The following is a 19,126-nucleotide window of genomic DNA, read 5'->3' on the forward strand; positions in this document are numbered from 1 at the left end:
TCAATCGCCGGCCAAAGCGGCTTTTCAAGCCCCGGTCCCCATGCTACGGGACCGCCGAACATGACATGGCGGGCCGGGCCCGCCTTTCCTGCAAGAAGAGGGCTCTCACCATGGCGACCCAACGCACCCTGTCGATCATCAAGCCGGATGCCACCAACCGCAACCTGACCGGCGCCATCAATGCCAAGTTCGAGGAGGCGGGCCTGCGCATCGTCGCGCAGAAGCGCATCCGCCTCTCGAGGGACCAGGCCGGCGCCTTCTACGCCGTCCACAAGGAGCGTCCGTTCTACGACGAGCTGTGCGAGTTCATGTGCTCGGCCCCGGTCGTGGTGCAGGTGCTCGAAGGCGAGAACGCCATCGCCATGAACCGCGATGTCATGGGCGCCACCAACCCGGCCGAGGCCGCCGACGGCACCATCCGCAAGGAATACGCCCTGTCGATCGGCGAAAACTCCGTCCACGGCTCCGACGCCGAGGAGACCGCCAAGCAGGAGATCGCCTTCTTCTTCTCGGAACTCGAGATCGTCGGCTGACCATCGCGCCGCCGCGCGGGATCGGGGGCCGTCCTGCGGGGCGGCCCCTTTTCCGTCGGGGCCGGGCGGCTCAGCCCAGCAGCACCGGGGTCCGGTCGCCTTCGGCGAAGCGGCGCAGCACCGCCGGGTAGAGCAGGTGTTCCATCGCCAGCACGCGGTCGGCCAGCGTCTCGGGCGTGTCGCCGGGTTCCACCGGCACCCGCGCCCGGCCGAGGATCGGACCGTCGTCGAGTTCGGCGGTCACCTCGTGCACGGTGCAGCCATGCTCGGTGTCGCCGGCGGCAAGCGCGCGGGCATGGGTGTCGAGCCCGCGGTATTTCGGCAGGAGCGAGGGATGGATGTTCAGCATCCGCCCCTGCCAGCGCCGCGTGAACTCCGGCGTCAGGATGCGCATGAACCCCGCCAGGCAGATGATGTCGGGCCTTGCCGCGTCGAGGGCCGCGTCCAGGGCCGCCTCGAACGCGGCGCGATCCTTGCCATGGGGGCGATGATCGACGACCGCGGTCGGGATGCCCATCGCCTCGGCCCGGGCAAGCCCGCCGGCCCCCGGGCGGTTCGACAGCACCAGCACCGGCCGCGCCGGGTGGTCGCCGGTCATCGAGCGCGCCAGCGCCACCATGTTCGACCCCGAGCCGGAAATGAGGATCGCGACGCGTTTCACGAGGCTCAGACCAGTCGCCCGGTATAGGTGACGCCCGCGCCCTCGGTGACGCGGCCAAGGGTGTAGACCGTCTCGCCCGCGGCCCGCAGCCGGTCCGCGACCGCGTCGGCGCTGTCCGCGGCGACCACGGCGACCATGCCGATCCCAGCGTTGAAGGTCTTGAGCAGCTCCGCCTGGTCAAGCCCGCCCTCGCGCGCCAGCCAGTCGAAGACCGGCGGCAGCGCCCAGGCCGACAGGTCGATCCCGGCCCCCAGCCCGTCCGGCAGGACGCGTGGCAGGTTCTCGGTCAGCCCGCCGCCCGTGATATGGGCAAGCCCGCGAAGCCCGCCCGCCGCACGGGCCGCGAGAACCTGGCGAACATAGATCCGCGTCGGCGCGAGCAGCGCCGCGCCCAGCGTCGTCTCGGGCGCCCAGGGGCAGGGGGCGTCCCACCCGAGCCCCGAGCGTTCGACCACCCGGCGCACCAGCGAATAGCCGTTGGAATGCACCCCGTCCGAGGCCAGCCCCAGCAAGACGTCGCCCTCTGCGACCCCGTCGGGCAGGGCGGTGCCCCGTTCCATCGCGCCGACGGCGAAACCGGCGAGATCGAAATCGCCGGCGGCATACATGCCGGGCATCTCGGCGGTTTCGCCGCCGATCAGCGCCGCGCCCGCCTGCCGGCAACCCTCGGCGATGCCCTCGATCACGGCGGCCGCGCCGTCGAGATCGAGCTTGCCGGTCGCGAAATAGTCGAGGAAGAACAGCGGCTCGGCCCCCTGGCAGACGAGGTCGTTGACGCACATCGCGACAAGGTCGATGCCGACCGTATCCATCCGGCCTGTGTCGATGGCGATCCGCAGCTTGGTGCCGACGCCGTCCGTGGCGGCCACCAGCACCGGGTCGCTGTAGCCGGCCGCCTTGAGATCGAAGAGCGCCCCGAAACCGCCGAGCGCATCCATAACCCCGGGGCGTTTCGTGGCCGCGGCGGCCGGCTTGATCCGGTCCACCAGCGCGTTGCCCGCGTCGATATCCACGCCTGCCTCGGCGTAGGTCAGCCCATTCTTCCGCGTCATGCCTCGTCCCCCGGCTTCGGTTGGCCACGCTCTAGCCCAATCCGTCCGCGGAGGGAACCGATTCCCCCCGCTTGACCGGCCCCGCGGCCGCGCGTAATCAAGCCCGAGGCGGGCCTGTAGCTCAATTGGTTAGAGCAGAGCGCTCATAACGCTTTGGTTGGGGGTTCGAGTCCCTCCGGGCCTACCAGGTATCCTGCCCGGTCGATGACGGTCTTGCCCCGCCGGGGCATCGCTTGCGCGGCACGTCCCGGCTGACGGCCCGGACAGGCCCGGGAAGGCGCCGCGATCCGTCGCGCACCCGGCACGCGCCGCGAGACCGGTCCGGCACTTTCGGAGCACGGGCTTCAGGCGCTTGATTGTTGCCGGTCTTTCCGGTCATCCTCTGAGCGGTCCGGCACGCCATCGCGGTTCGTCGGATGTTTGCGCCTGCGAATGGGGATCCGATGAACCGTCTGACCTTGCTTTTCCTGGCCACGCTCACGCTGGCCGCCTGCGAGACCACCAAGGGTTTCGTGACGGATGTCGAGAACGTCACGAACCGCGTTGCCGACGAGATAGAGGGCGGCTAGGTTTCCTGGGTCGCCCCCGGGGGAGTCCCGGGGCTTTGAGGGTATCCTGCATGCGCAAAACGATCTGGATTGTTCTGAGCCTCGCCATTGGCGGTGTGGGTTTGACGGGCTGTGCGCCGCTCATCGGCGCCGGCGCCATCGTGGCGGCCGACGAACTGGCCGAGCGTGACGGGGACGACGGCCTGTTCTGATCCGCGACGCGCCATGGCCGTCGCGCGGCTGGCCGGGGATCCGCACCGATCGGCGTGAAATACCGGGATCGCGGCAGCTGCGCCGGCGGGCCGCGTCACCGCGCCAGCACCAATTCCGCCTTGAGCCCGCCCAGATCCGCGCTTTCGCCCAGCCGCAACTGCCCCCCGTGGCCCCGCGCGATATCCGTGGCGATGGCGAGCCCCAGCCCCACCCCGGTGCCGCGGTTCTGGTTGCGTGCCGCTTCCAGCCGGGCGAAGGGCCGGAGCGCGGCCTCGCGGCTTTCGGGGGGGATGCCGGGGCCGTCATCCTCGACCGAAAAACGCACGGCCGAGGGCGTAACGGCCACGGTGAGCCGCGAGGTCCTGCCGTAGCGTCCGGCATTGGACATCAGGTTGTCCAGTGCGCGGCGGATCGCCATGGGGCGCAGCGGCACGATCTCTCCGTCTTCGGTGCCCGGCGCACGGCGGAATTCCACGTCCAGCCCGGCCCGGCGGGCATCCTCGGCGGCGGTCTTGGCCAGCCGGACCGGATCCGTCGGCTCCAGCGCGTCCTCGGACGCGCCGCGGGCGAAGACGAGGAATTCGTCGAGCATCTTCTCCATGTCCTGCACATCGCGCGACAGCGCCTCGACATCCGGGGTCTGCTCGAGGAACGACAGCCCCAGCTTCATCCGCGTGAGCGGCGTGCGCAGGTCGTGGCTGACGCCGGACAGCATCAGCGTGCGCTGCTCGATCTGGCGCTCAAGCCGCGCGCGCATGTCGAGAAACGCGTTGCCGGCCGACCGTACCTCGACCGCGCCGGAGGGTTTGTAGGGAACGCTGCGCCCCTTGCCGAAGGCCTCGGCCGCGCGGGCGAGCCGCCGGATCGGGCGCAGCTGGTTGCGCAGGAACAGGAACGCGATCAGCGTCATCAAGAGCCCGGTGAACACCATCAGCACCAGCAACTGGTGCGGGTTCGACGCCGAGACCCGGTCGCGCGGAAAGGCGATGCGCAGCAGCCCGTGCCGCGTCTCGACGCCGAGGATCACGAGATCGTCGTTCTCGGCCAGGTCGATCCGGCGGATCGCGGGGATCTCGGCGCGAAGCGTGTCGATCACGCTGAGCCCGGAGAGGTCGTAGAAATAGCGCCTGTTCCCGGGCGGCATCGCGGCGCTGTCGGTAAAGGCGAGGCGGATGGCGAGCGCGCGGGCCGTCTCGGCGGCCGCGGCAAGCCCGGCCGCCGCGTCCGGTTCCCGGGTGACCTGGTCGAGCACCAGCTCGAGCTCCAGCACGACGCCGTCGGTCATCTGGCGGGTGACCTCGTCGAAATGGCGCTGTATAAAAACGATCGAGACGACCAGCAGAAGGACCACGATCGGCAGGATCAGGATCAGCGCGGCCCGGCCGTACAGGCTGCGCGGCATCGAGTTCTTGATCCAGTCGAAGGTCATGGTCGCAAAGTATCCGCAAGCCCGACCGGGCGGAAGGCAAGAATGCAGGACCCCTTCATCAAGGCATTCGACCCGCCCGTCGGCAAGGCCGAGGAGATCCGGCCGGGGCTACGCCGGATCGTGGCGCCCAATGCCTCGCCGATGACCTTCCGCGGGACCAATACCTGGCTTCTGGGCGAGAGCGAGGTCGCGGTGATCGATCCCGGGCCGGACAACCCGCTCCACCTCGCGGCCATCCTCGAGGCGCTGGGCGGCCGGCCCGTAAGCCATATCCTGGTCACCCACAGCCACGTGGATCACTCGCCGCTGGCGCGGGCGCTGGCCGCGCGCACCGATGCGCCGGTCTGTGCCTTCGGGGCGAGCGATGCCGGCCGCCGCGCGGACATGGTGGCGCTGGGCGCGACCGGCCTGATCGGGGGCGGAGAGGGCGTCGACCATGCCTTCGCGCCCGACGTGACGCTGGCCGACGGCGCCGTGCTCGACGGCGCGGAATGGCGCGTCGAGGCGATCGCGACGCCCGGGCATTTCGGAAACCATCTCTGCTTCGCCTGGGAGGACGCGGTCTTTACCGGGGACCACGTGATGAGCTGGGCGACGACCATGGTATCGCCGCCAGACGGCGACCTGACCGATTTCATGGCCTCGCTCGAAAAGCTGCGCGCGCGGCAGGGCGACCGGGTCTACCTGCCCGGGCATGGCGCCGTGCTCGAGGATCCCGCGGGCATGATCCGCCACCAGATCGCCCATCGGCGCCGGCGCGAGGCCCAGATCCTGGGCGAGCTGGTGGCCGGCCCCGCCGATCCCGAAACGCTCACCCGGCGCATCTATACCGACCTCGATCCCCGCCTGCGGCCCGCGGCGGCGCGCAACGTGCTGGCCCATCTCATAGATCTCCACCGCCGCGGCCGCGTCGCGACCGAGGGCGCACTGGCCGCGGACGCCCTGTTTTTCCTGGTTTGAACCGCCGTCGGCCCGCGCCCGCGGACCTTTGAAAAATCCACTGGACGCCCGGAATCGGAGTTGCTATACGCCCCGGCACTGGTCCGGCGTAGCTCAGTGGTAGAGCAGTTGACTGTTAATCAATTGGTCGTAGGTTCGAATCCTACCGCCGGAGCCACAACCCCCTCAAGTCCTTGATATTAAAAGATTTCGGCTCTCGGGAGTGGGAGCGGCCCGTGCACGTGCACATTCAGGTGCACAAACGGGTGCACATCCTGCGAACCCCAAGCGACTCCGCGCCCACGGACGGAGTCGCTGAATCATGCCGGGAAATGCGAAAATTCCCCATCTCGAGCGCCGCCCCTCGGGGTTCTTCTGGCGCCGCAGGATCAGGCATTCGCCGAGGTCACCCAACCCTGGTCCCGATCGTTTTCTCTGCTTCTCGCTGCGCACCGATGTCCTGCGCGACGCGAAAGCCCGGGCGCGGAGACTCCCGGATCTCAGCGACATGGCCTTCGCAGCCCCTGCTGAGAAGACGATGACCATCACCGCACCAGGGATGGAAACCCTGCTCACGAGCCTCTGTCGGTTCCAGGACGAGGCGGCCGACCGGCGTCGCGCTGCACTGCGGTCCGCGAGACCGGAGGTTCGCCCATGGCGCGCGATCCTCGCCGCATCTGGGCGTGCCCGTCGAAAACGGCGGGTGACTGCCCGCCCTCAGATCTTCAGCTTGTATCCGACATGGGTCGGCTCAAAACCGAGGCGGTCATAGAAGCGATGGGCATCTCGCCGGGCCTTGTCCGTGGTAAGCTGAACCAACGAACATCCCTGCGCCCGGCATTCGCCGATCGCCCAGGCAAACATCGCTTCGCCAAGCTTGCCGCCTCGACGATCGCGCGCGATCCGAACCGCCTCGATTTGTCCACGCTTGGCGCCATGGCGAGAGAGGCCCGGGATGAAGGTGAGTTGCATGGTGCCGACGATCTGCTGCCCATCCTCGACCACGCAAAGAAACTGGTTCGGGTCGGCATCGATCTCCGCGAACGCGGCCCGGTAGCACTCGTCTACCGCCGGCGCCGCGTTTTCCCGCGTCGCTCCAAGCATGTCATCGGCCAGCATCGCGACAATTGCCTCCAGGTCTGCCGCGGTGGCCCGTCGGTATCGCGGTTCACCCATGAGTTTTGTCCCTTCTTCCTCGCCGACCGCCTCCATAAGGGCTGCGGGTCGTCACCGGATATACGCCGGCCAGAGGCTGCCTCCGCTTCGTTGGGCTGATCGACGCCCGGATGCAGCGTGGATGTCAAGCCGCCTGCGCCTGAGACTGCGCCGCCCAGGCGAGCGCGAACAGCAGAAGGGCTGCAGACAGGCCGCAGGCGATGGTGCGGACGGTATTCCAGAAGCGCCAGCGGGGCAGGTAGGTGCAGCTCCAGTAATCCAGCGTCGCATCCGCGGAGGGCTCCATGCCCGCCAGGGTTTCGTTCATCGGCACGTTGAAGACCACCGTCACCCCGAAGCATCCGACGAGATACGTCAGGCCCGCCAGCATCATCAGGGTCCCCGGGCCGTGCCCGACGACCAATACGCCATGGGCCGCGATCAGCAGGGATACCGGCACCAGCCCGAGGAAGAGCACCATGAAGATCCAGCGGAACACCTCTCGGTTGATGGCCTGCATCGCCTCCGCGCCGCCCTGACCGCTGGTCAGCGACAAGGCGCGCATGATGAAATCCGAGAAGGCAAGAAAGACCCCGCCGACCAGCGCATAGGCAAGGACGGCGAGATGGGAGAGGTAGAAGATGAAACCGGACATGAAGGGATTCCTTGGATGGGGCGGCGGCGGGACCCCGAGGGTCGTGCCGCCGCGGCAGTGTCAATGCGCGTGCCGCGCCGCGAAGGGGCGGGGCGCCGGCTGCCGGAGCCGCCTGCGGAAGGCCGCGAGGCAGAGCGCTGCGATGACCAGTTCGACGACGAGCGCGCCGATGACGCTGCCGGACGGCATCCCGTCCATCGCAAGCCCGACCAGCCGCCCGATCGGGAAGGCGACGAACACCGTCAGCGCCGCCACCATGGCGACGGCCAGGGTCGCGTGACGCCGGATGCCGAGCAGCATCAGAAGGCCGAAACCCGCGAGGCCGGCGCCGGGCGCGCGCAATTCGCTCAGCAGGCTGGCGTCTTCGCCGAGCGTGATGCCGTAGCTGGCATAGAAGGCGTGCGGCGCGAACAGGATGAAGGCGCCTATTGCGAGCGCGGTGAGGCCCGAGAGGCCGAGCGCGATCTTCTCGAACAGGGTGGGGCGCATGTCATGGTCCTTTCGACGGGTGGTGTCAGGCGGCGCGTGTCCAGGCGCCGGCTCGGGCGGCGTCCCGGGCGAAATCCGCAAAGTCGCGGGGGACGCGGCCGAGCGCGCGCATCACGCCATCCGTGGTGTGGGCGTTGCGCCCGTCCAGCGTTTCACGCGCGATGGCGGTGAAGACGTCGGCGACGAAAATGCCGCCGGCCTCGGCGACGTTCGCGTGGAACTCATCGAAACTGATCGGGATATGCCGGATCTCTCGCCCGGTCGCCCGTGAAAGCTCGGCCGCCATGTCCGCGAAGGACATGAGCCGCGGGCCTGTGACCTCGTAGAGTTCGCCCTTGTGGCCCTCTTCGGTCAGCGCCGCGACGGCGACATCGGCAATGTCGTCGATGTCGATGATGGGCTCGGCCACAGCGCCGCCGGGCATTGGAAGGACGCCGGTCAGGACTGGATCGCGCAGGTAACCTTCGGAGAAGTTCTGCGCGAACCAGGCGGCCCGAACGATGGTGAAGTCGACGCCGGAATCTCGCACCACCGCTTCGCCCAGCCGCGCGTGATGTTCGCCGCGGCCGGAGAGCAGCACGAGATGTTCGACGTCCAGATCGCGGGCCGTCTCGCAGAGGGACTCGAGCTTTTCCACGGCGCCGGGGAAGGCGAGATCGGGGAAGTAGGTGACATAAGCCGCACGGGCCCCACGCAGGGCCGGTGCCCAGGTCTCCGGCGCCTCCCAGTCGAAGGGCGTTGCGGAGCTGCGCGAGCCGCGGCGCACGGGCAGGCCGCGCGCCTCGAGGCGGCGGGCGACGCGGCGGCCGGTCTTGCCGGTCGCGCCGATGACGAGGATCTCTTGGTCTTTCATGGGATGTCTCCTTGGCTTCCGGATCGGTAACCAAGGAATAGGCACAGGGAAGCGGCGGCGTATTGACCGGTGAAGCCAGCCTTTTGACCGATGCCGCCAATGTGCCCGTCAGCGGGGGGACACGTCCTTGCGGTAGGTCGCGGGCGTCGTGCCGACCCAGCGTTTGAACGCGCGGGTAAAGGCGCTCTGGTCGGAGAAGCCGATGAGGAACGCGATTTCGGCCAGTGAATGGCTTTCATCGCGCAAGAGCGCCTCGGCGAGATCGCGGCGGGTCTCCTCGGTGAGGCTCTGAAAGCTCACGCCGTGCTCCGAGAGGCGCCGGTGGAAGGACCGCGCACTGAGCCCGAGGCCGCGGGCGATCTCGGCCATCTTCGGCGTCCCCTCGCTGAGGGCCTGGGCGATTGCGGCCTTGGCCTGCGCCACAAGCGCGGGCGCCCGGGTGAGCTCGGACAGTTCCGCATCGAGCTGCGTGGTGAGGTATCGCGAGATCCCCTCGTCCCCGAGGATGTTGCGCCGGGCCAGCGTCTCGTCGGCATAGAGGATCGCGTCGAGGTCGGCGCCGAAGCGCACCGGACAGCCGAACCACGCCTCATGCGCGGCGATCGAACGCGGGGCCGGATGACGGACCAGCACCTCCACCGGCGCAAGCGGCACCGGGCAGACCTGTCTCGCGATGGACACGACGCTCGCAAGGGTCGCCTCGTTCGACAGCCGCATCCCGAGGCGCCGTTCGCCCGCCCGATGCAGGATGAAGAGCGTGCCTCCCGCTGCCGGCCGCAGCTCGTATTCGACGACGCTGGTCCAGAGCCGCGCGTAGCGTTCCACCCTCGCATAGGACGCCCCGAGCGTCGTCGCAGCCTTGAAGGCCAGTCCTAGCGCGCCGTATTCGTCAAGTCGCATGGAGGCGCCTGTGCGTACCGGCAGATCGGTGACGTCGATCTGGTCGGCGATCCTTTCGAGCATGTCGTAGTAGCGCTCGGCGGGAACCATTCGCCCGGCGTCCCAGGGGTCTTCCGGATCGATCCTGACACCGGCCAGCAACGCCGCAGCATCGACCCCGCCGCCCGCCGCGGCGACGACCTTGCGCGCGAAGAGCGACGTCACGTATCCCATCCCGGCATTCTACGATGCGCGCGCTGAGCCGCCAAGATCGCAGTGGATCCGGGCAGGCGGCGGACCGGACTTTTTCTCTTCGTTTGATGTTGCATCCGGCTTCCAAGCGCAGGGAAGGTCGGCAAACGCCCGTTCGCCGCATTATCCGTGAAGGCCGGCTCAGCTGCGAACCTGTCTTTCGGACAGCATGATGCTGCCGCAGCGCGGCGGCCCCGCGTCCTCTTGTTGGTGGGAGGTCGCTTTTCTCAGCCGTAGTCCGGTGCGACGGCCCGTCCCTCCTTGGCCGAGCGGGCGCAGGCCAGCGCGATGGCCAGGGCCGCGCGGCCGTCCTCGGCGGTGGCCGACGGCGCGCGCCCCGACGTGACGGCGGCGTGGAACTCGTCGAGGGCGTTGTAGAAGGACTGGTCGTAGCGCTCGAGGAAGAAGTGCTTCAGCGGCGCGCGGGCGACCGTCCGCGTGCCGTCCCAACGCACCAGGGGATCGTCGCGGTGATTCTCGGTCTGCAGCATGCCCCGGTCGCCGAGGGCCTCCAGCCGCTGGTCGAAGCCGTAGCTGCAATAGCGGGAATTGTTGATGTGCACCAGCGCGCCCGAGGGCATCTTCAGCGTCGTCATGGTGAGATCGAAATCCCCCTCCGCGCCGATCTCCGGGTCGAACATGCAGGACCCGGCCGCCTGAACCTCGACCGGTCGCTCCCCCGCGATCCAGCACAGCAGGTCGATGTCGTGGATCGTGGCGTCGACGAAATATCCCCCCGAGGCGCGCACATAGGCGATCGGCGGCGGGGCGGGTTCGCGGCTCCAGCTCATCAGCATGGTGACACGGCCGATCTCGCCCGCCCGTACCGCCGCGCGCAGCGCGGCGTTGTCGGGATCGAAGCGGCGGTTGAAGCCCAGCATGAAGGGCACCGGCGTCTCCTTCAGCGCGGCGAGCGCCTGGTCGACGCGCGCCAGCGTCTGGTCCAGCGGCTTCTCGCAGTAGATCGGCTTGCCCGCCTGCGCGACGCGCAGGATGTAGTCGACATGCGTGTCGGTTGGCGTCGCGATGACCACCGCGTCCACCCTGGGATCGGCCAGCATCTGGTCGAGATCGTCGACGGGCCGGCCGCCATACTGCGCCGCGGCGGTCTCGGCGGAGCTGCGGCGCGGGTTGTAGACGACCTCGAGGCTCAGGCCGGGATGGGCGCTGATCTTGGGGCCGTAGACATGGGCCATCCGCCCCGTACCCATGAGCGCGATGCCGAGCTGTTTCGTCATGCTGCACCTTTCGCGTCTTCGAGGATCATCGCCGCGCCCTTCTCGCCGATCATGATGGACGCGGCGTTCGTATTGCCGGTCACGATGCGCGGCATGATCGAGGCGTCGACCACGCGCAGGCCCCGGACGCCGTGCACGCGCAGGCGCGGATCGACGACCGCGTCCGGCCCGGTGCCCATCTTGCAGGTGCCCACGGGATGGAGCAGCGAGAGACCGTTGGCCCGGCAATAGTCGAGAAGCGCCGCGTCGTCCCGGACGTCGCGGCCCGGGGTCAGCTCGCGCTCGACGCAGCGCGCCATCGGGTCGGTCGCCGCGATCTTTCGCCCGAACTTCAGCCCCGCGATGGCCGCGCGCTGGTCGGCCTCCTCGGCGAAGAAGTTGAACTGGATGGCCGGCGGCGTGTCCGCGCCCGGCCCCTTGATGCGGACATGCCCGCGCGAGGTGGGCCGCATGTGCTCGGCCAGGATGGTGAAGCCCGAGAACGGATGCGGCTTGAGCTGTTCGTTCGTGCACCAGGCCATGAAGGTGACCATCATGTCCGGGCGGTCGATGCCGGGCCCGGACCGGATGAAGGTGTTGGAATAGTTGCCGTTGTCGGCGAAGGGCCCGGTGCGGAACAGCAGGTAGCGCAAAAGCTGCAGACCACCCTTCAGCTTGTTGTTGTAGAGATCGTTGACCGTCGTCTTGACGGTCGAGCGATACTCGGCGCCGATCCCGAAATGATCCTGCAGGTTTTCCCCGACGCCGGGCAGCGCGTGGCGCGTCTCAATCCCGTGCGCCTGCAGAAGGGCGCCCGGGCCGATCCCCGAGAGCTGCAGCAGCTGCGGCGAGTTGAAGGTGCCCCCGCAGAGGATCACCTCCGCCCGCGCACCCGCCGTGTGGCGACCCGAGCGATCCGTCCAGGCCACGCCGCTGGCGCGCCCCTCCGCGATCTCGATGCGCTCCACCATGGCATGCAGCTTCAGGTCGATGTTCTGCATCGCCGGGCCACGCAGGTAGCCGGCGGCCGTGCTCCAGCGGCGCCCGTTCTTCGTGGTGGTCTGGACATAGCCGGTGCCCTCCTGCCGGGCGCCGTTGAAGTCGTCGTTGCGCGGCACGCCGAGCGATTCCGAGGCCGCGTGGAAGGCTTCCCCGAGGGCATGCTCGGTGCGCAGGTCCGAAACGGCGACTGGCCCCCCGGTGCCGTGGAAGTCATCGGCCCCGCGCTCCTGGTCCTGGCAGGACTTGAAATAGGGCAGCACGCCGTCCCAGCCCCAGCCGGTGCAGCCCTGCGCCTCCCAGCCGTCGAAATCCTCGGGCTGGCCGCGCATGTAGATCATCCCGTTGATCGCCCCGGTCCCGCCCAGGACCTTGCCGCGGGGCTGGAAAAGCCGGCGACCGTTCAGGTGTGGTTCGGGTTCGCTCTCGTAGCACCAGTTCACCTGCGGGTTGGCATAGAGCAGCGAGTAGCCGAGGGGGATGTGGATGAAGGGGTTGCGGTCCTTGCCGCCCGCCTCGAGCAGAAGGACCTTGTGCCCCGCCTCGCCAAGCCGTCCCGCTACCGCGCAGCCGGCCGATCCAGCGCCGATGACGATGTAGTCGTAGTCCCCGGCCGTCATGGTATCCCTCCCGCCTCGACGTGTTGCGGGGAAGGTTGCACTGCCGGCCCTGACCAATGAACATGTCAAATGTCAGATTTGGACATTAACTCGCTGGCATGCTCTCTTCGATCGGGAATTCTTGGCGAACACCGCCGGCGACAGGAGACCCAGCCATGACGCGCGAAGAGCTGCTCCGGATCCTCACCTTCGTGGACTCCAACCGGGACATTTCAGAGAAGCGCACGCAGCTGGCCACCGTGGATCCCCGGTGGAACATCATTTCCTATGCCATGCGCCGCCACCTGGAGGGCAAGCTCCTGACGGTGACGTCTGCCGCGATGGCCGCCGACGTGCCTTATGGGACGGCGGTCCGGCGGATCACCGAACTGATCGAGCAGGGTTTCCTGCACAAGCGGCCGCGGTCCAAGTCGGGGAAATCCTTTTCGCTTCATCCCACACGCAAGCTCATCGCGGAGTTCGAGAGCTTCGCGATGCAACTCAAGGCGATGGTGGGCAACACGTTCGGCTTCACCGATGGCGACGGCGAGATCGGCGATTTCTATTTCGGCGGATATTACATGGCCTCGCGGATCCTACCCTATCCGAACGCGATGAGAACCGGCGTCGGCGTCGACCGCACCTTCCGGATTCTCAGCCCGATCGACCCCACATTCAAGACGCTCAGCCAGTTCTCGTCCAATCTGGACGAGCTGTGCGGGACCAATATCGAGATCGTCAATCTTCCCCTGGACGAGCTCCACGGCGAGATCATGGCCAACGCCAGGCGTCCCGCCTCGAAATACGATCTGATGGCCGTCGACCTGCCCTGGATCGGTCAGCTCGCGACGGAAGGGGTGGTCGAACCGCTGGACGAGATCATGCGGGCGGAGCGCTACAACCCGTCGGACTTCCATAACGCGGCCTTCCGCGGCTCGTCGTGGAACGGCCAGCAATACGGCCTGCCGATCCAGCCGACCGCCGAGCTGCTTTTCTGCCGCTCCGACCTGTTCGCGGAGGCCGGGCTCGACATCCCGAGAACCACCGAGGATGTCCTCTTCGCCGCACGGGTGCTGCACCGGTCGGGCTTCGACATTTCCGGCATCGTGATGAATTACGGCCGCGGCACCCCGGTGGCCCACACCTTCATTCAAACGCTGGCCGATTTTGGCCAGCCGGTGCTCGATCTGAACCGGCTGGGGACCGAGTTCGACGTCTCAACGATCGAGAAAGAGAATTTCCGCCCGCGCCTGTTGACCGAGGCGGCGCGCAATGCCGCCGAGTTCCTGATGGAACTCACCGAATTTGCGCACAAGGAAAGCCTGGTATGTAACTGGGACCGGCGCATCGGGATATTCTCCAACGGCCAGGCGGCCATGACCTACGGCTGGCACATCCGCGCCGCCGCCTTCGAGCTGAACGAGAAATCCGCGGCCCACGGCAAGGTCGTTTTCGCGCCCCACCCGCACGGGCCGGGGGCACGGACCGTCTCGCCGATCGGGGGGTTTTCGCTGGCGATGCCGGCGGGGCTGGACCCCGACCGGAAAAAGGCCTCGTGGAAGGTGATGGAATACCTGACCCGGCCGGAAATGCTGAAATGGTATGTTCTGAACGGCAACCTGACGAGCCCGCGCTTCTCGACCAGCGCGGATCCGGAGGTGCAGGCCAGCAGCCCGCTCATCGGCGAGATCGACGTGATGGAACGCCGCGGCGAACTGCAGACCTGGCCGCGCCCGCCCGTGCCCGAGTTCAGCGACCTGCTCAGCATCCTCGGCGACGAGATCCACATGATGTTGCAGGGGGCGCAATCCATCGATGACGCCCTTGCCAGCTCGCAGAACCGCATCGACGCCCTGATGCGGGAGCGCGGTCGCTACTGACCGAGCCACGAAAAAGGGCCGCGTCATGAGACGCGGCCCTTCGCGGTCGCTTGGAGAGCGGCTTACCAGCTGGGGCGCTCGAACTCGTCGACGTTGTCCGGAAGGACCTTGGGGGTCTCGATGCCCTGCAGGGCCGGCACGTCGATCCCGTTGGCGACCTTCACCGCCGTCTGGATGGCGAGGATCGCGTCATCGACCGGGGATTGCTTGTTGGAGCCGGAGTGCCAGCCCTCCTTCATCGCGTCCCAGCCTTCGCCGAACTGGTTGCAGGTCACGACCTTGACCTCGCCGGGTTCCTTGCCCGCGCCCTGCAGTGCGCTGATCACGCCGAGCCCCATGCCGTCGTCGAACGCATAGACGCCGTCGATCTCGTCCCCGAACTGTGTCAGGAAGGTTTCCATGACCGTCTGGGCCTTCTCGCGGTTCCACTCGGCGGTCTGGCTGGCCAGGATCTCGATGCCCGGGTAGTCATCCGCCATCTTGTCGAGGAAGCAGTTCTTACGCAGGATCGACACGGTGTAGCCCGGCGTGCCTTCGACGACCACGATGCTGCCCGCGCCCCCGAGCGCATCGCCCAGCATCTCGGCCGACTGTTCGGCCTGCGCGCAATCATCGGGACCGGTATGGCCGACGATATAGCGACGCCCGGCTTCGCCGATGGGCGAGTTCGAGGTGATCACCGGGATGCCCGAGCGGGACGCGTTGCGAATGGCCGGGATCAGCGCGTTCTGCGAGGTCGGCCAGACGACCAGCGCGTCCATGTTCTGCGACGCCATATCCTGGATCTGGTCAAACTGGACCGCCGGGTCGCCCTGCGGATCCATCACGGTGGCCTGGATGCCCAGTTCCTCGCTGTATTCAACGGCGGTTTCCGCGTATTTCGCCTGGTACGCGTTCGACCCCGGGTAGAGCACGGTGATGCCGATCCGGGTCTCGGACAGTGGCTGCTTCAGCTCGCCATCCAGCCAGTCGGGTGCGTCCTGCGCCCCGGCGCTGCCGGCCGCCAGCGCGGCGGCCGCCGCCGCGACAAGGGTCGTTCCCAGCTTGGTGGGGATAATGTTCATCGTGGTTCCTCCTCAGCGCCGCCTGAATTGCTACGTTTCTCCCGAAAACCCCGGCGGCAGCGGTGCGGGGCTCTCCTCGCTCCATCATCGGCACGGGCAAGCCGCGCTCAACTGGCCAAATGTCCAAATCTGATTTTTGGGATGTCCGGGGTATGCGGTGCATTCGCCGCGCCGTGCGCAAGGCTATCGTTCCCGAAGATTCATTTTGGATTTTTTGTCGGTGTCCCGGGTGTGACTGTGAAACTATCGTCACAGGCGGGAGGAGTTTCACAGATGGATTTCGACATACGAGCCTTGCTACGCCGTCATGGCCTCATCCTGGCGTTCATGGTGTTCCTGGCCGGGGTCGCGCTGAATGCCGATGCCTTTCTGACCCCGGGCAACATACTGGACGTGCTGCGCCAGGTCTCGATCACCGGAATGATGGCGCTGGGGGTCACCTTCGTGGTGCTCACCGGTCGGCTCGACCTGTCCGTGGGGTCGCTACTGACCTTGCTGACCGTGATCGTCGTCGATCAACACAACGCCGCCGGGCCTTTCCCCGCCATCGTCATGACCATCGGCGCCGGCATCGCCATCGGCGCCTTCAACGGGGTGTTGGTCGGATTCATCGGGTTGAACGCGCTGATCGTGACCCTGGCCATGCTGTCCTTCCTGCAGGGGCTGGTGCTGTTCTACTCGGGCGGGGCCAACGTCAATGTCCAGAACGCGCAAGACACCTGGTTCGCGGTGTTCGGGCGCGGTGATTTCCTCGGTCTTCCGGTGCCCGTGATCGTGTTCCTGGTCGGCGCGGTGATCGCCGGCCTGGTGCTGCAATTCACTACCTTCGGGCGCCGGATTTACGGCGTCGGCGGCAACGAAACCGCCAGTATATTCTCTGGCATCGACGCCCGCTGGACGGTGTTCTGGGCCTATGTCGTCTCGGGCTTCACCACGGCCATCGCGGCCGTGATCATGGGAAGCCGGGTCATGGGGGCGCAGAACACCATAGGCCAGGGCTACGAGCTGACCGTTCTCGCCGGCGTGATCCTGGGCGGCACGTCCCTGCTCGGCGGGTCCGGCAGCGTCTGGCGGACGGTCATCGGCATCTCGATGCTGGGCTTCATCCAGAACGGGCTGCTTCTGCTCGGCTTCGCCTACTACGTTCAATGGCTCGTTACCTGGGCCGTCATCATCATTGCCGTCTGGATCGATCTGGGCGCCAAGCGCGGGAGGGTTTTCGCATGACCGACCTTTCGGCTACTGAGGCGCGCTCGCCGGCGCAACTCGTCACGCAGTGGCTTCTCCGGAACCACATCTGGGTGTTCCTGGTTCTGACGATGGTCGTGTTCTCGTTTTCCAGCCCGTATTTCCTGACGCTGAACAATCTTGGAAACATCCTGACGCAGGGCGCGTTCATCGGGATCCTGGCAATCGGCATGACCATGGTCATGATCGACGGCGAGATCGACCTCTCCGTCGGGGCGATCCTGGCGCTGGCCTCTGCGCTCGCGATCGGGTTGCAGGATCACATGGGGGTCTGGCCGGCCGTGCTTCTGGGCCTGCTCTCGGGCACGGCGCTCGGCTTCCTGAACGGCACCCTCGTCGCGCTTTCGGGCATGCATTCCTTCATCGTCACGCTCGGGGGGCTGATCGGCATTCGCGGGCTGGTCTTCGTCTATTCCGGCGAGAACGCCCTGATGGTGCCAGATTTCAGCTACACCGAAATCCCCGAGCTTTATCTCGGTCCGGTTTCCCTTACGGCGATGATCTTCTTCGCGCTGGCCTTTCTCTTCCAGTGGGTGCTGTCCAGCACCCGGCACGGGCGCGAGACCTATGCCGTCGGCGACAATATCGAGGCCGCGCATGACGCCGGCATCAACGTCAAGCGTCACAAGATCATCAATTTCACCATATGCGGCACGCTCGCAGCCGTCTGCGGGATCCTTCTTTCGATGCGGCTTGGCACGGCCGAACCCAACGCCGGCAAGATCTGGGAACTGTGGACGATCATTGCCGTGGTGCTGGGCGGCACGCGTCTGCAGGGCGGCTATGGCAGCATCTGGATGACCATCGGCGGCGTTCTGACGCTGGCGGTTCTGCGCAACGGCCTGCGGCTGCTCAATACCCCCAACTACGTGGAACTGATGGTGATGGGGGCGGTTCTGATCCTTGCCCTTGCGCTGGACAAGCTGCTCAACAGCCGGGAGGGCACGTGATGGATGACGTCATTCTCGAGGTCAAAGACATCACCAAGACCTTCCCCGGCGTGACCGCGCTGGACAAGGTGAGCTTCGACATCCGTCCCGGCGAGGTTCATGCGCTGGTCGGTGAAAACGGCGCGGGCAAATCGACGCTCATGAAGGTGCTGGCCGGGCTTCACCGGCCGGACGGGGGCAAAATCGTCTACCAGGGCCGCCCGACCCAGGTGTCGGGCCCACTGGATGCCCGCCAGAAAGGCATCCTGCTCATCCACCAAGAACTGTCGCTGTCCCCGGAACTGTCGGTGGCGGAGAATATCTACCTCGGCGCCTGGCCCACGAACCGGTTCGGGGTGCTCAGGAAACGCGAACTCCGTCGGAATGCCCAGGCCGCGCTCTCTGCCCTCGGCTGCGGCTTCGGGCCGGATGTCCGGGTCGGCACCCTCTCGGTGGCCATGCAGCAGATGGTCGAGATCGCAAGGGCCGAGGCGTTCAGCGCCAATATCGTGATCTTCGACGAACCGACCGCCTCGCTTACGGATACCGAGAAAGAGCAGCTTTTCCACACGATCCGTGATCTCAGATCGCGCGGGGTCGGCATCGTCTACATCTCGCACAAGATGGACGAGATTTTCGACATCACGGATCGGATCACCGTTTTGCGGGACGGCCAGGTTCAAGGCACCGTCGAGACCCCGGAGACCGATCTGAACCAGATCACCCGGATGATGATCGGCCGCACGCTGGACAGCTATTTCGTGAAGGCCGAAAAGCGCTTCGGAGACGAGGTTCTCAGGGTCGAGGGGCTGGGAAAGCACGGGCTTTTCAGCGACGTGTCGTTCTCCGTGCGCGAGGGCGAGGTTCTTGGGCTCTACGGCCTCGTGGGCGCCGGCCGATCCGAAGTGGTGGAGACGATCTTCGGGGTCCGCCGGGCGGATGCGGGCAGGATCTTCTGGAAAGAGGGGGAGATTGACATGCCCACCCCGCGCCAGGCGATCGACATGGGCATGGCCCTCGTCCCCGAAAGCCGCAAGGAACAGGGGCTGGTCCTGATGATGGGCGGGCGAGAGAATACCTCGCTGCCCCATCTGGGCCTGTTTTCCGAGCTGAGCATCATGAACCGGCAAAAGGAACTGGGGGTGTTCGAGAAGTACCGATCGGCCATGTCGATCAAGACCACGGGTCCCGACCAGGCCGTGTCCCAGCTTTCCGGGGGCAACCAGCAGAAATTCGTTCTTGCGAAATGGCTCTGCGCCGAACCCAAGCTGATCATTCTCGACGAGCCGACCCGCGGCATCGACGTCGGGTCGAAATCGGCCATCCACGAACTGATCGCCGAGCTGGCCGAACAGGGGCTGGCCGTCATCGTCATCTCGTCCGAGATGCCCGAGGTGCTGGGCGTCAGTCACCGCGTGCTCGCCATGTCCGAAGGCGCCGTCGTCGCCGCGTTCGAGGGCGACGAGATGACCGAGGAGAACCTGATCGACGCGGTGTCCCATCATCGCCAGCAACCCGCCGCGGAGTAAGGA

19 protein-coding genes and 2 tRNA genes are annotated in these 19,126 nt (G+C 67.0%); 10 read left to right on the plus strand and 11 right to left on the minus strand.

Features of this window, described 5'->3' with window-relative positions; all coding sequences use genetic code 11:
- The first annotated feature begins 110 nt into the window (after nt 1-110).
- On the plus strand, nt 111-533 hold the full coding sequence (gene ndk, locus ACQ5SP_RS05145) for a nucleoside-diphosphate kinase (protein WP_430937113.1): 423 nt from the start codon (nt 111-113) through the stop codon (nt 531-533).
- A 70-nt stretch (nt 534-603) separates the two neighbouring features.
- Here the strand turns inward: ndk and purN are convergent, their stop codons facing one another.
- Nucleotides 604-1,194, minus strand: a complete 591-nt coding sequence (purN, locus tag ACQ5SP_RS05150) for a phosphoribosylglycinamide formyltransferase (RefSeq protein ID WP_430937115.1) — start codon at nt 1,192-1,194, stop codon at nt 604-606.
- Nucleotides 1,195-1,199: 5 nt separating this feature from the next.
- Complete coding sequence (purM, locus tag ACQ5SP_RS05155) at nt 1,200-2,246, minus strand: phosphoribosylformylglycinamidine cyclo-ligase (protein WP_430937117.1); 1,047 nt, start codon at nt 2,244-2,246, stop codon at nt 1,200-1,202.
- A gap of 110 nt (nt 2,247-2,356) precedes the next feature.
- Between purM and ACQ5SP_RS05160 the strand changes: the two genes are divergently transcribed.
- The 3 genes from ACQ5SP_RS05160 (at nt 2,357) to ACQ5SP_RS05170 (ending at nt 3,006) form a co-directional block, all read left to right on the plus strand.
- Nucleotides 2,357-2,433 (plus strand) — tRNA-Ile (locus ACQ5SP_RS05160).
- Nucleotides 2,434-2,689: 256 nt separating this feature from the next.
- Nucleotides 2,690-2,815 carry an entericidin A/B family lipoprotein gene (locus ACQ5SP_RS05165; protein WP_430937119.1) on the plus strand — a complete coding sequence of 42 codons (126 nt, stop codon included), beginning with the start codon at nt 2,690-2,692 and terminating at the stop codon, nt 2,813-2,815.
- A gap of 50 nt (nt 2,816-2,865) precedes the next feature.
- Nucleotides 2,866-3,006: a hypothetical protein gene (locus ACQ5SP_RS05170; protein ID WP_430937121.1), complete on the plus strand. Its 141-nt coding sequence runs from the start codon at nt 2,866-2,868 to the stop codon at nt 3,004-3,006.
- Nucleotides 3,007-3,101: 95 nt separating this feature from the next.
- Here the strand turns inward: ACQ5SP_RS05170 and ACQ5SP_RS05175 are convergent, their stop codons facing one another.
- Nucleotides 3,102-4,436, minus strand: coding sequence for an ATP-binding protein (locus ACQ5SP_RS05175; protein ID WP_430937123.1), 1,335 nt, complete (start codon nt 4,434-4,436; stop codon nt 3,102-3,104).
- Between the two features lie 42 nt (nt 4,437-4,478).
- On the opposite strand from ACQ5SP_RS05175, the gene ACQ5SP_RS05180 reads away from it, so the two are divergent.
- Nucleotides 4,479-5,396, plus strand: a complete 918-nt coding sequence (locus ACQ5SP_RS05180) for an MBL fold metallo-hydrolase (protein WP_430937125.1) — start codon at nt 4,479-4,481, stop codon at nt 5,394-5,396.
- 82 nt (nt 5,397-5,478) lie between these two features.
- Nucleotides 5,479-5,553 (plus strand) — tRNA-Asn (locus tag ACQ5SP_RS05185).
- Nucleotides 5,554-6,092: 539 nt separating this feature from the next.
- Here ACQ5SP_RS05185 and ACQ5SP_RS05190 read toward each other — a convergent pair.
- The 7 genes from ACQ5SP_RS05190 to ACQ5SP_RS05220 form a co-directional block, all read right to left on the minus strand.
- Nucleotides 6,093-6,494 carry a GNAT family N-acetyltransferase gene (locus ACQ5SP_RS05190; protein WP_430937127.1) on the minus strand — a complete coding sequence of 134 codons (402 nt, stop codon included), beginning with the start codon at nt 6,492-6,494 and terminating at the stop codon, nt 6,093-6,095.
- Nucleotides 6,495-6,675: 181 nt separating this feature from the next.
- Nucleotides 6,676-7,185: a DUF1772 domain-containing protein gene (locus tag ACQ5SP_RS05195; RefSeq protein WP_430937129.1), complete on the minus strand. Its 510-nt coding sequence runs from the start codon at nt 7,183-7,185 to the stop codon at nt 6,676-6,678.
- Between the two features lie 60 nt (nt 7,186-7,245).
- Complete coding sequence (locus ACQ5SP_RS05200) at nt 7,246-7,674, minus strand: DUF4345 domain-containing protein (protein ID WP_430937131.1); 429 nt, start codon at nt 7,672-7,674, stop codon at nt 7,246-7,248.
- 25 nt (nt 7,675-7,699) lie between these two features.
- Nucleotides 7,700-8,527, minus strand: a complete 828-nt coding sequence (locus tag ACQ5SP_RS05205; RefSeq protein ID WP_430937133.1) for an NAD(P)H-binding protein — start codon at nt 8,525-8,527, stop codon at nt 7,700-7,702.
- Between the two features lie 108 nt (nt 8,528-8,635).
- A complete protein-coding gene (locus ACQ5SP_RS05210) occupies nt 8,636-9,640 on the minus strand; it encodes an AraC family transcriptional regulator (protein ID WP_430937135.1) in 1,005 nt (334 codons plus the stop codon).
- A 245-nt stretch (nt 9,641-9,885) separates the two neighbouring features.
- The gene (gene iolG / locus ACQ5SP_RS05215) at nt 9,886-10,896 is read right to left on the minus strand and encodes an inositol 2-dehydrogenase (protein ID WP_430937137.1); all 1,011 of its coding nucleotides are present in this window, start codon (nt 10,894-10,896) and stop codon (nt 9,886-9,888) included.
- Entirely contained in the window at nt 10,893-12,494 is a 1,602-nt protein-coding gene (locus tag ACQ5SP_RS05220) for a GMC family oxidoreductase (protein WP_430937139.1), read from the minus strand. The genes iolG and ACQ5SP_RS05220 overlap by 4 nt, the downstream gene beginning before the upstream one ends.
- Before the next feature lie 155 nt (nt 12,495-12,649).
- On the opposite strand from ACQ5SP_RS05220, the gene ACQ5SP_RS05225 reads away from it, so the two are divergent.
- A complete protein-coding gene (locus tag ACQ5SP_RS05225) occupies nt 12,650-14,353 on the plus strand; it encodes an extracellular solute-binding protein (protein ID WP_430937141.1) in 1,704 nt (567 codons plus the stop codon).
- A 62-nt stretch (nt 14,354-14,415) separates the two neighbouring features.
- On the opposite strand, the gene ACQ5SP_RS05230 is transcribed toward ACQ5SP_RS05225, so the two are convergent.
- The gene (locus tag ACQ5SP_RS05230; RefSeq protein WP_430937143.1) at nt 14,416-15,417 is read right to left on the minus strand and encodes a sugar ABC transporter substrate-binding protein; all 1,002 of its coding nucleotides are present in this window, start codon (nt 15,415-15,417) and stop codon (nt 14,416-14,418) included.
- 273 nt (nt 15,418-15,690) lie between these two features.
- On the opposite strand from ACQ5SP_RS05230, the gene ACQ5SP_RS05235 reads away from it, so the two are divergent.
- The 3 genes from ACQ5SP_RS05235 to ACQ5SP_RS05245 are packed head-to-tail and all read left to right on the plus strand — an operon-like array spanning nt 15,691 to nt 19,123.
- Nucleotides 15,691-16,644, plus strand: coding sequence for an ABC transporter permease (locus tag ACQ5SP_RS05235; RefSeq protein WP_430937145.1), 954 nt, complete (start codon nt 15,691-15,693; stop codon nt 16,642-16,644).
- Entirely contained in the window at nt 16,641-17,615 is a 975-nt protein-coding gene (locus tag ACQ5SP_RS05240) for an ABC transporter permease (protein ID WP_430937147.1), read from the plus strand. Before ACQ5SP_RS05235 ends, ACQ5SP_RS05240 begins: the two co-directional genes overlap by 4 nt.
- Nucleotides 17,615-19,123: a sugar ABC transporter ATP-binding protein gene (locus ACQ5SP_RS05245; RefSeq protein WP_430937149.1), complete on the plus strand. Its 1,509-nt coding sequence runs from the start codon at nt 17,615-17,617 to the stop codon at nt 19,121-19,123. Before ACQ5SP_RS05240 ends, ACQ5SP_RS05245 begins: the two co-directional genes overlap by 1 nt.
- Nucleotides 19,124-19,126 lie beyond the last annotated feature (3 nt).

Source organism: Rhodovulum sp. YNF3179 (assembly GCF_050586465.1).
In the GTDB taxonomy this organism is placed as follows: Bacteria; Pseudomonadota; Alphaproteobacteria; order Rhodobacterales; family Rhodobacteraceae; genus CAJXYS01.

Excerpts from the sequence above, each read along its gene's own strand:
- ndk (WP_430937113.1), top strand. The coding sequence starts at position 111 with ATGGCGACCCAACGCACCCTGTCGATCATCAAGCCGGATGCCACCAAC.
- purM (WP_430937117.1), bottom strand. The coding sequence starts at position 2,246 with ATGACGCGGAAGAATGGGCTGACCTACGCCGAGGCAGGCGTGGATATC.
- ACQ5SP_RS05165 (WP_430937119.1), top strand. The coding sequence starts at position 2,690 with ATGAACCGTCTGACCTTGCTTTTCCTGGCCACGCTCACGCTGGCCGCC.
- ACQ5SP_RS05170 (WP_430937121.1), top strand. The coding sequence starts at position 2,866 with ATGCGCAAAACGATCTGGATTGTTCTGAGCCTCGCCATTGGCGGTGTG.
- ACQ5SP_RS05175 (WP_430937123.1), bottom strand. The coding sequence starts at position 4,436 with ATGACCTTCGACTGGATCAAGAACTCGATGCCGCGCAGCCTGTACGGC.
- ACQ5SP_RS05180 (WP_430937125.1), top strand. The coding sequence starts at position 4,479 with ATGCAGGACCCCTTCATCAAGGCATTCGACCCGCCCGTCGGCAAGGCC.
- ACQ5SP_RS05190 (WP_430937127.1), bottom strand. The coding sequence starts at position 6,494 with ATGCTGGCCGATGACATGCTTGGAGCGACGCGGGAAAACGCGGCGCCG.
- ACQ5SP_RS05195 (WP_430937129.1), bottom strand. The coding sequence starts at position 7,185 with ATGTCCGGTTTCATCTTCTACCTCTCCCATCTCGCCGTCCTTGCCTAT.
- ACQ5SP_RS05200 (WP_430937131.1), bottom strand. The coding sequence starts at position 7,674 with ATGCGCCCCACCCTGTTCGAGAAGATCGCGCTCGGCCTCTCGGGCCTC.
- ACQ5SP_RS05205 (WP_430937133.1), bottom strand. The coding sequence starts at position 8,527 with ATGAAAGACCAAGAGATCCTCGTCATCGGCGCGACCGGCAAGACCGGC.
- ACQ5SP_RS05210 (WP_430937135.1), bottom strand. The coding sequence starts at position 9,640 with ATGGGATACGTGACGTCGCTCTTCGCGCGCAAGGTCGTCGCCGCGGCG.
- iolG (WP_430937137.1), bottom strand. The coding sequence starts at position 10,896 with ATGACGAAACAGCTCGGCATCGCGCTCATGGGTACGGGGCGGATGGCC.
- ACQ5SP_RS05220 (WP_430937139.1), bottom strand. The coding sequence starts at position 12,494 with ATGACGGCCGGGGACTACGACTACATCGTCATCGGCGCTGGATCGGCC.
- ACQ5SP_RS05225 (WP_430937141.1), top strand. The coding sequence starts at position 12,650 with ATGACGCGCGAAGAGCTGCTCCGGATCCTCACCTTCGTGGACTCCAAC.
- ACQ5SP_RS05230 (WP_430937143.1), bottom strand. The coding sequence starts at position 15,417 with ATGAACATTATCCCCACCAAGCTGGGAACGACCCTTGTCGCGGCGGCG.
- ACQ5SP_RS05235 (WP_430937145.1), top strand. The coding sequence starts at position 15,691 with ATGGATTTCGACATACGAGCCTTGCTACGCCGTCATGGCCTCATCCTG.
- ACQ5SP_RS05240 (WP_430937147.1), top strand. The coding sequence starts at position 16,641 with ATGACCGACCTTTCGGCTACTGAGGCGCGCTCGCCGGCGCAACTCGTC.
- ACQ5SP_RS05245 (WP_430937149.1), top strand. The coding sequence starts at position 17,615 with ATGGATGACGTCATTCTCGAGGTCAAAGACATCACCAAGACCTTCCCC.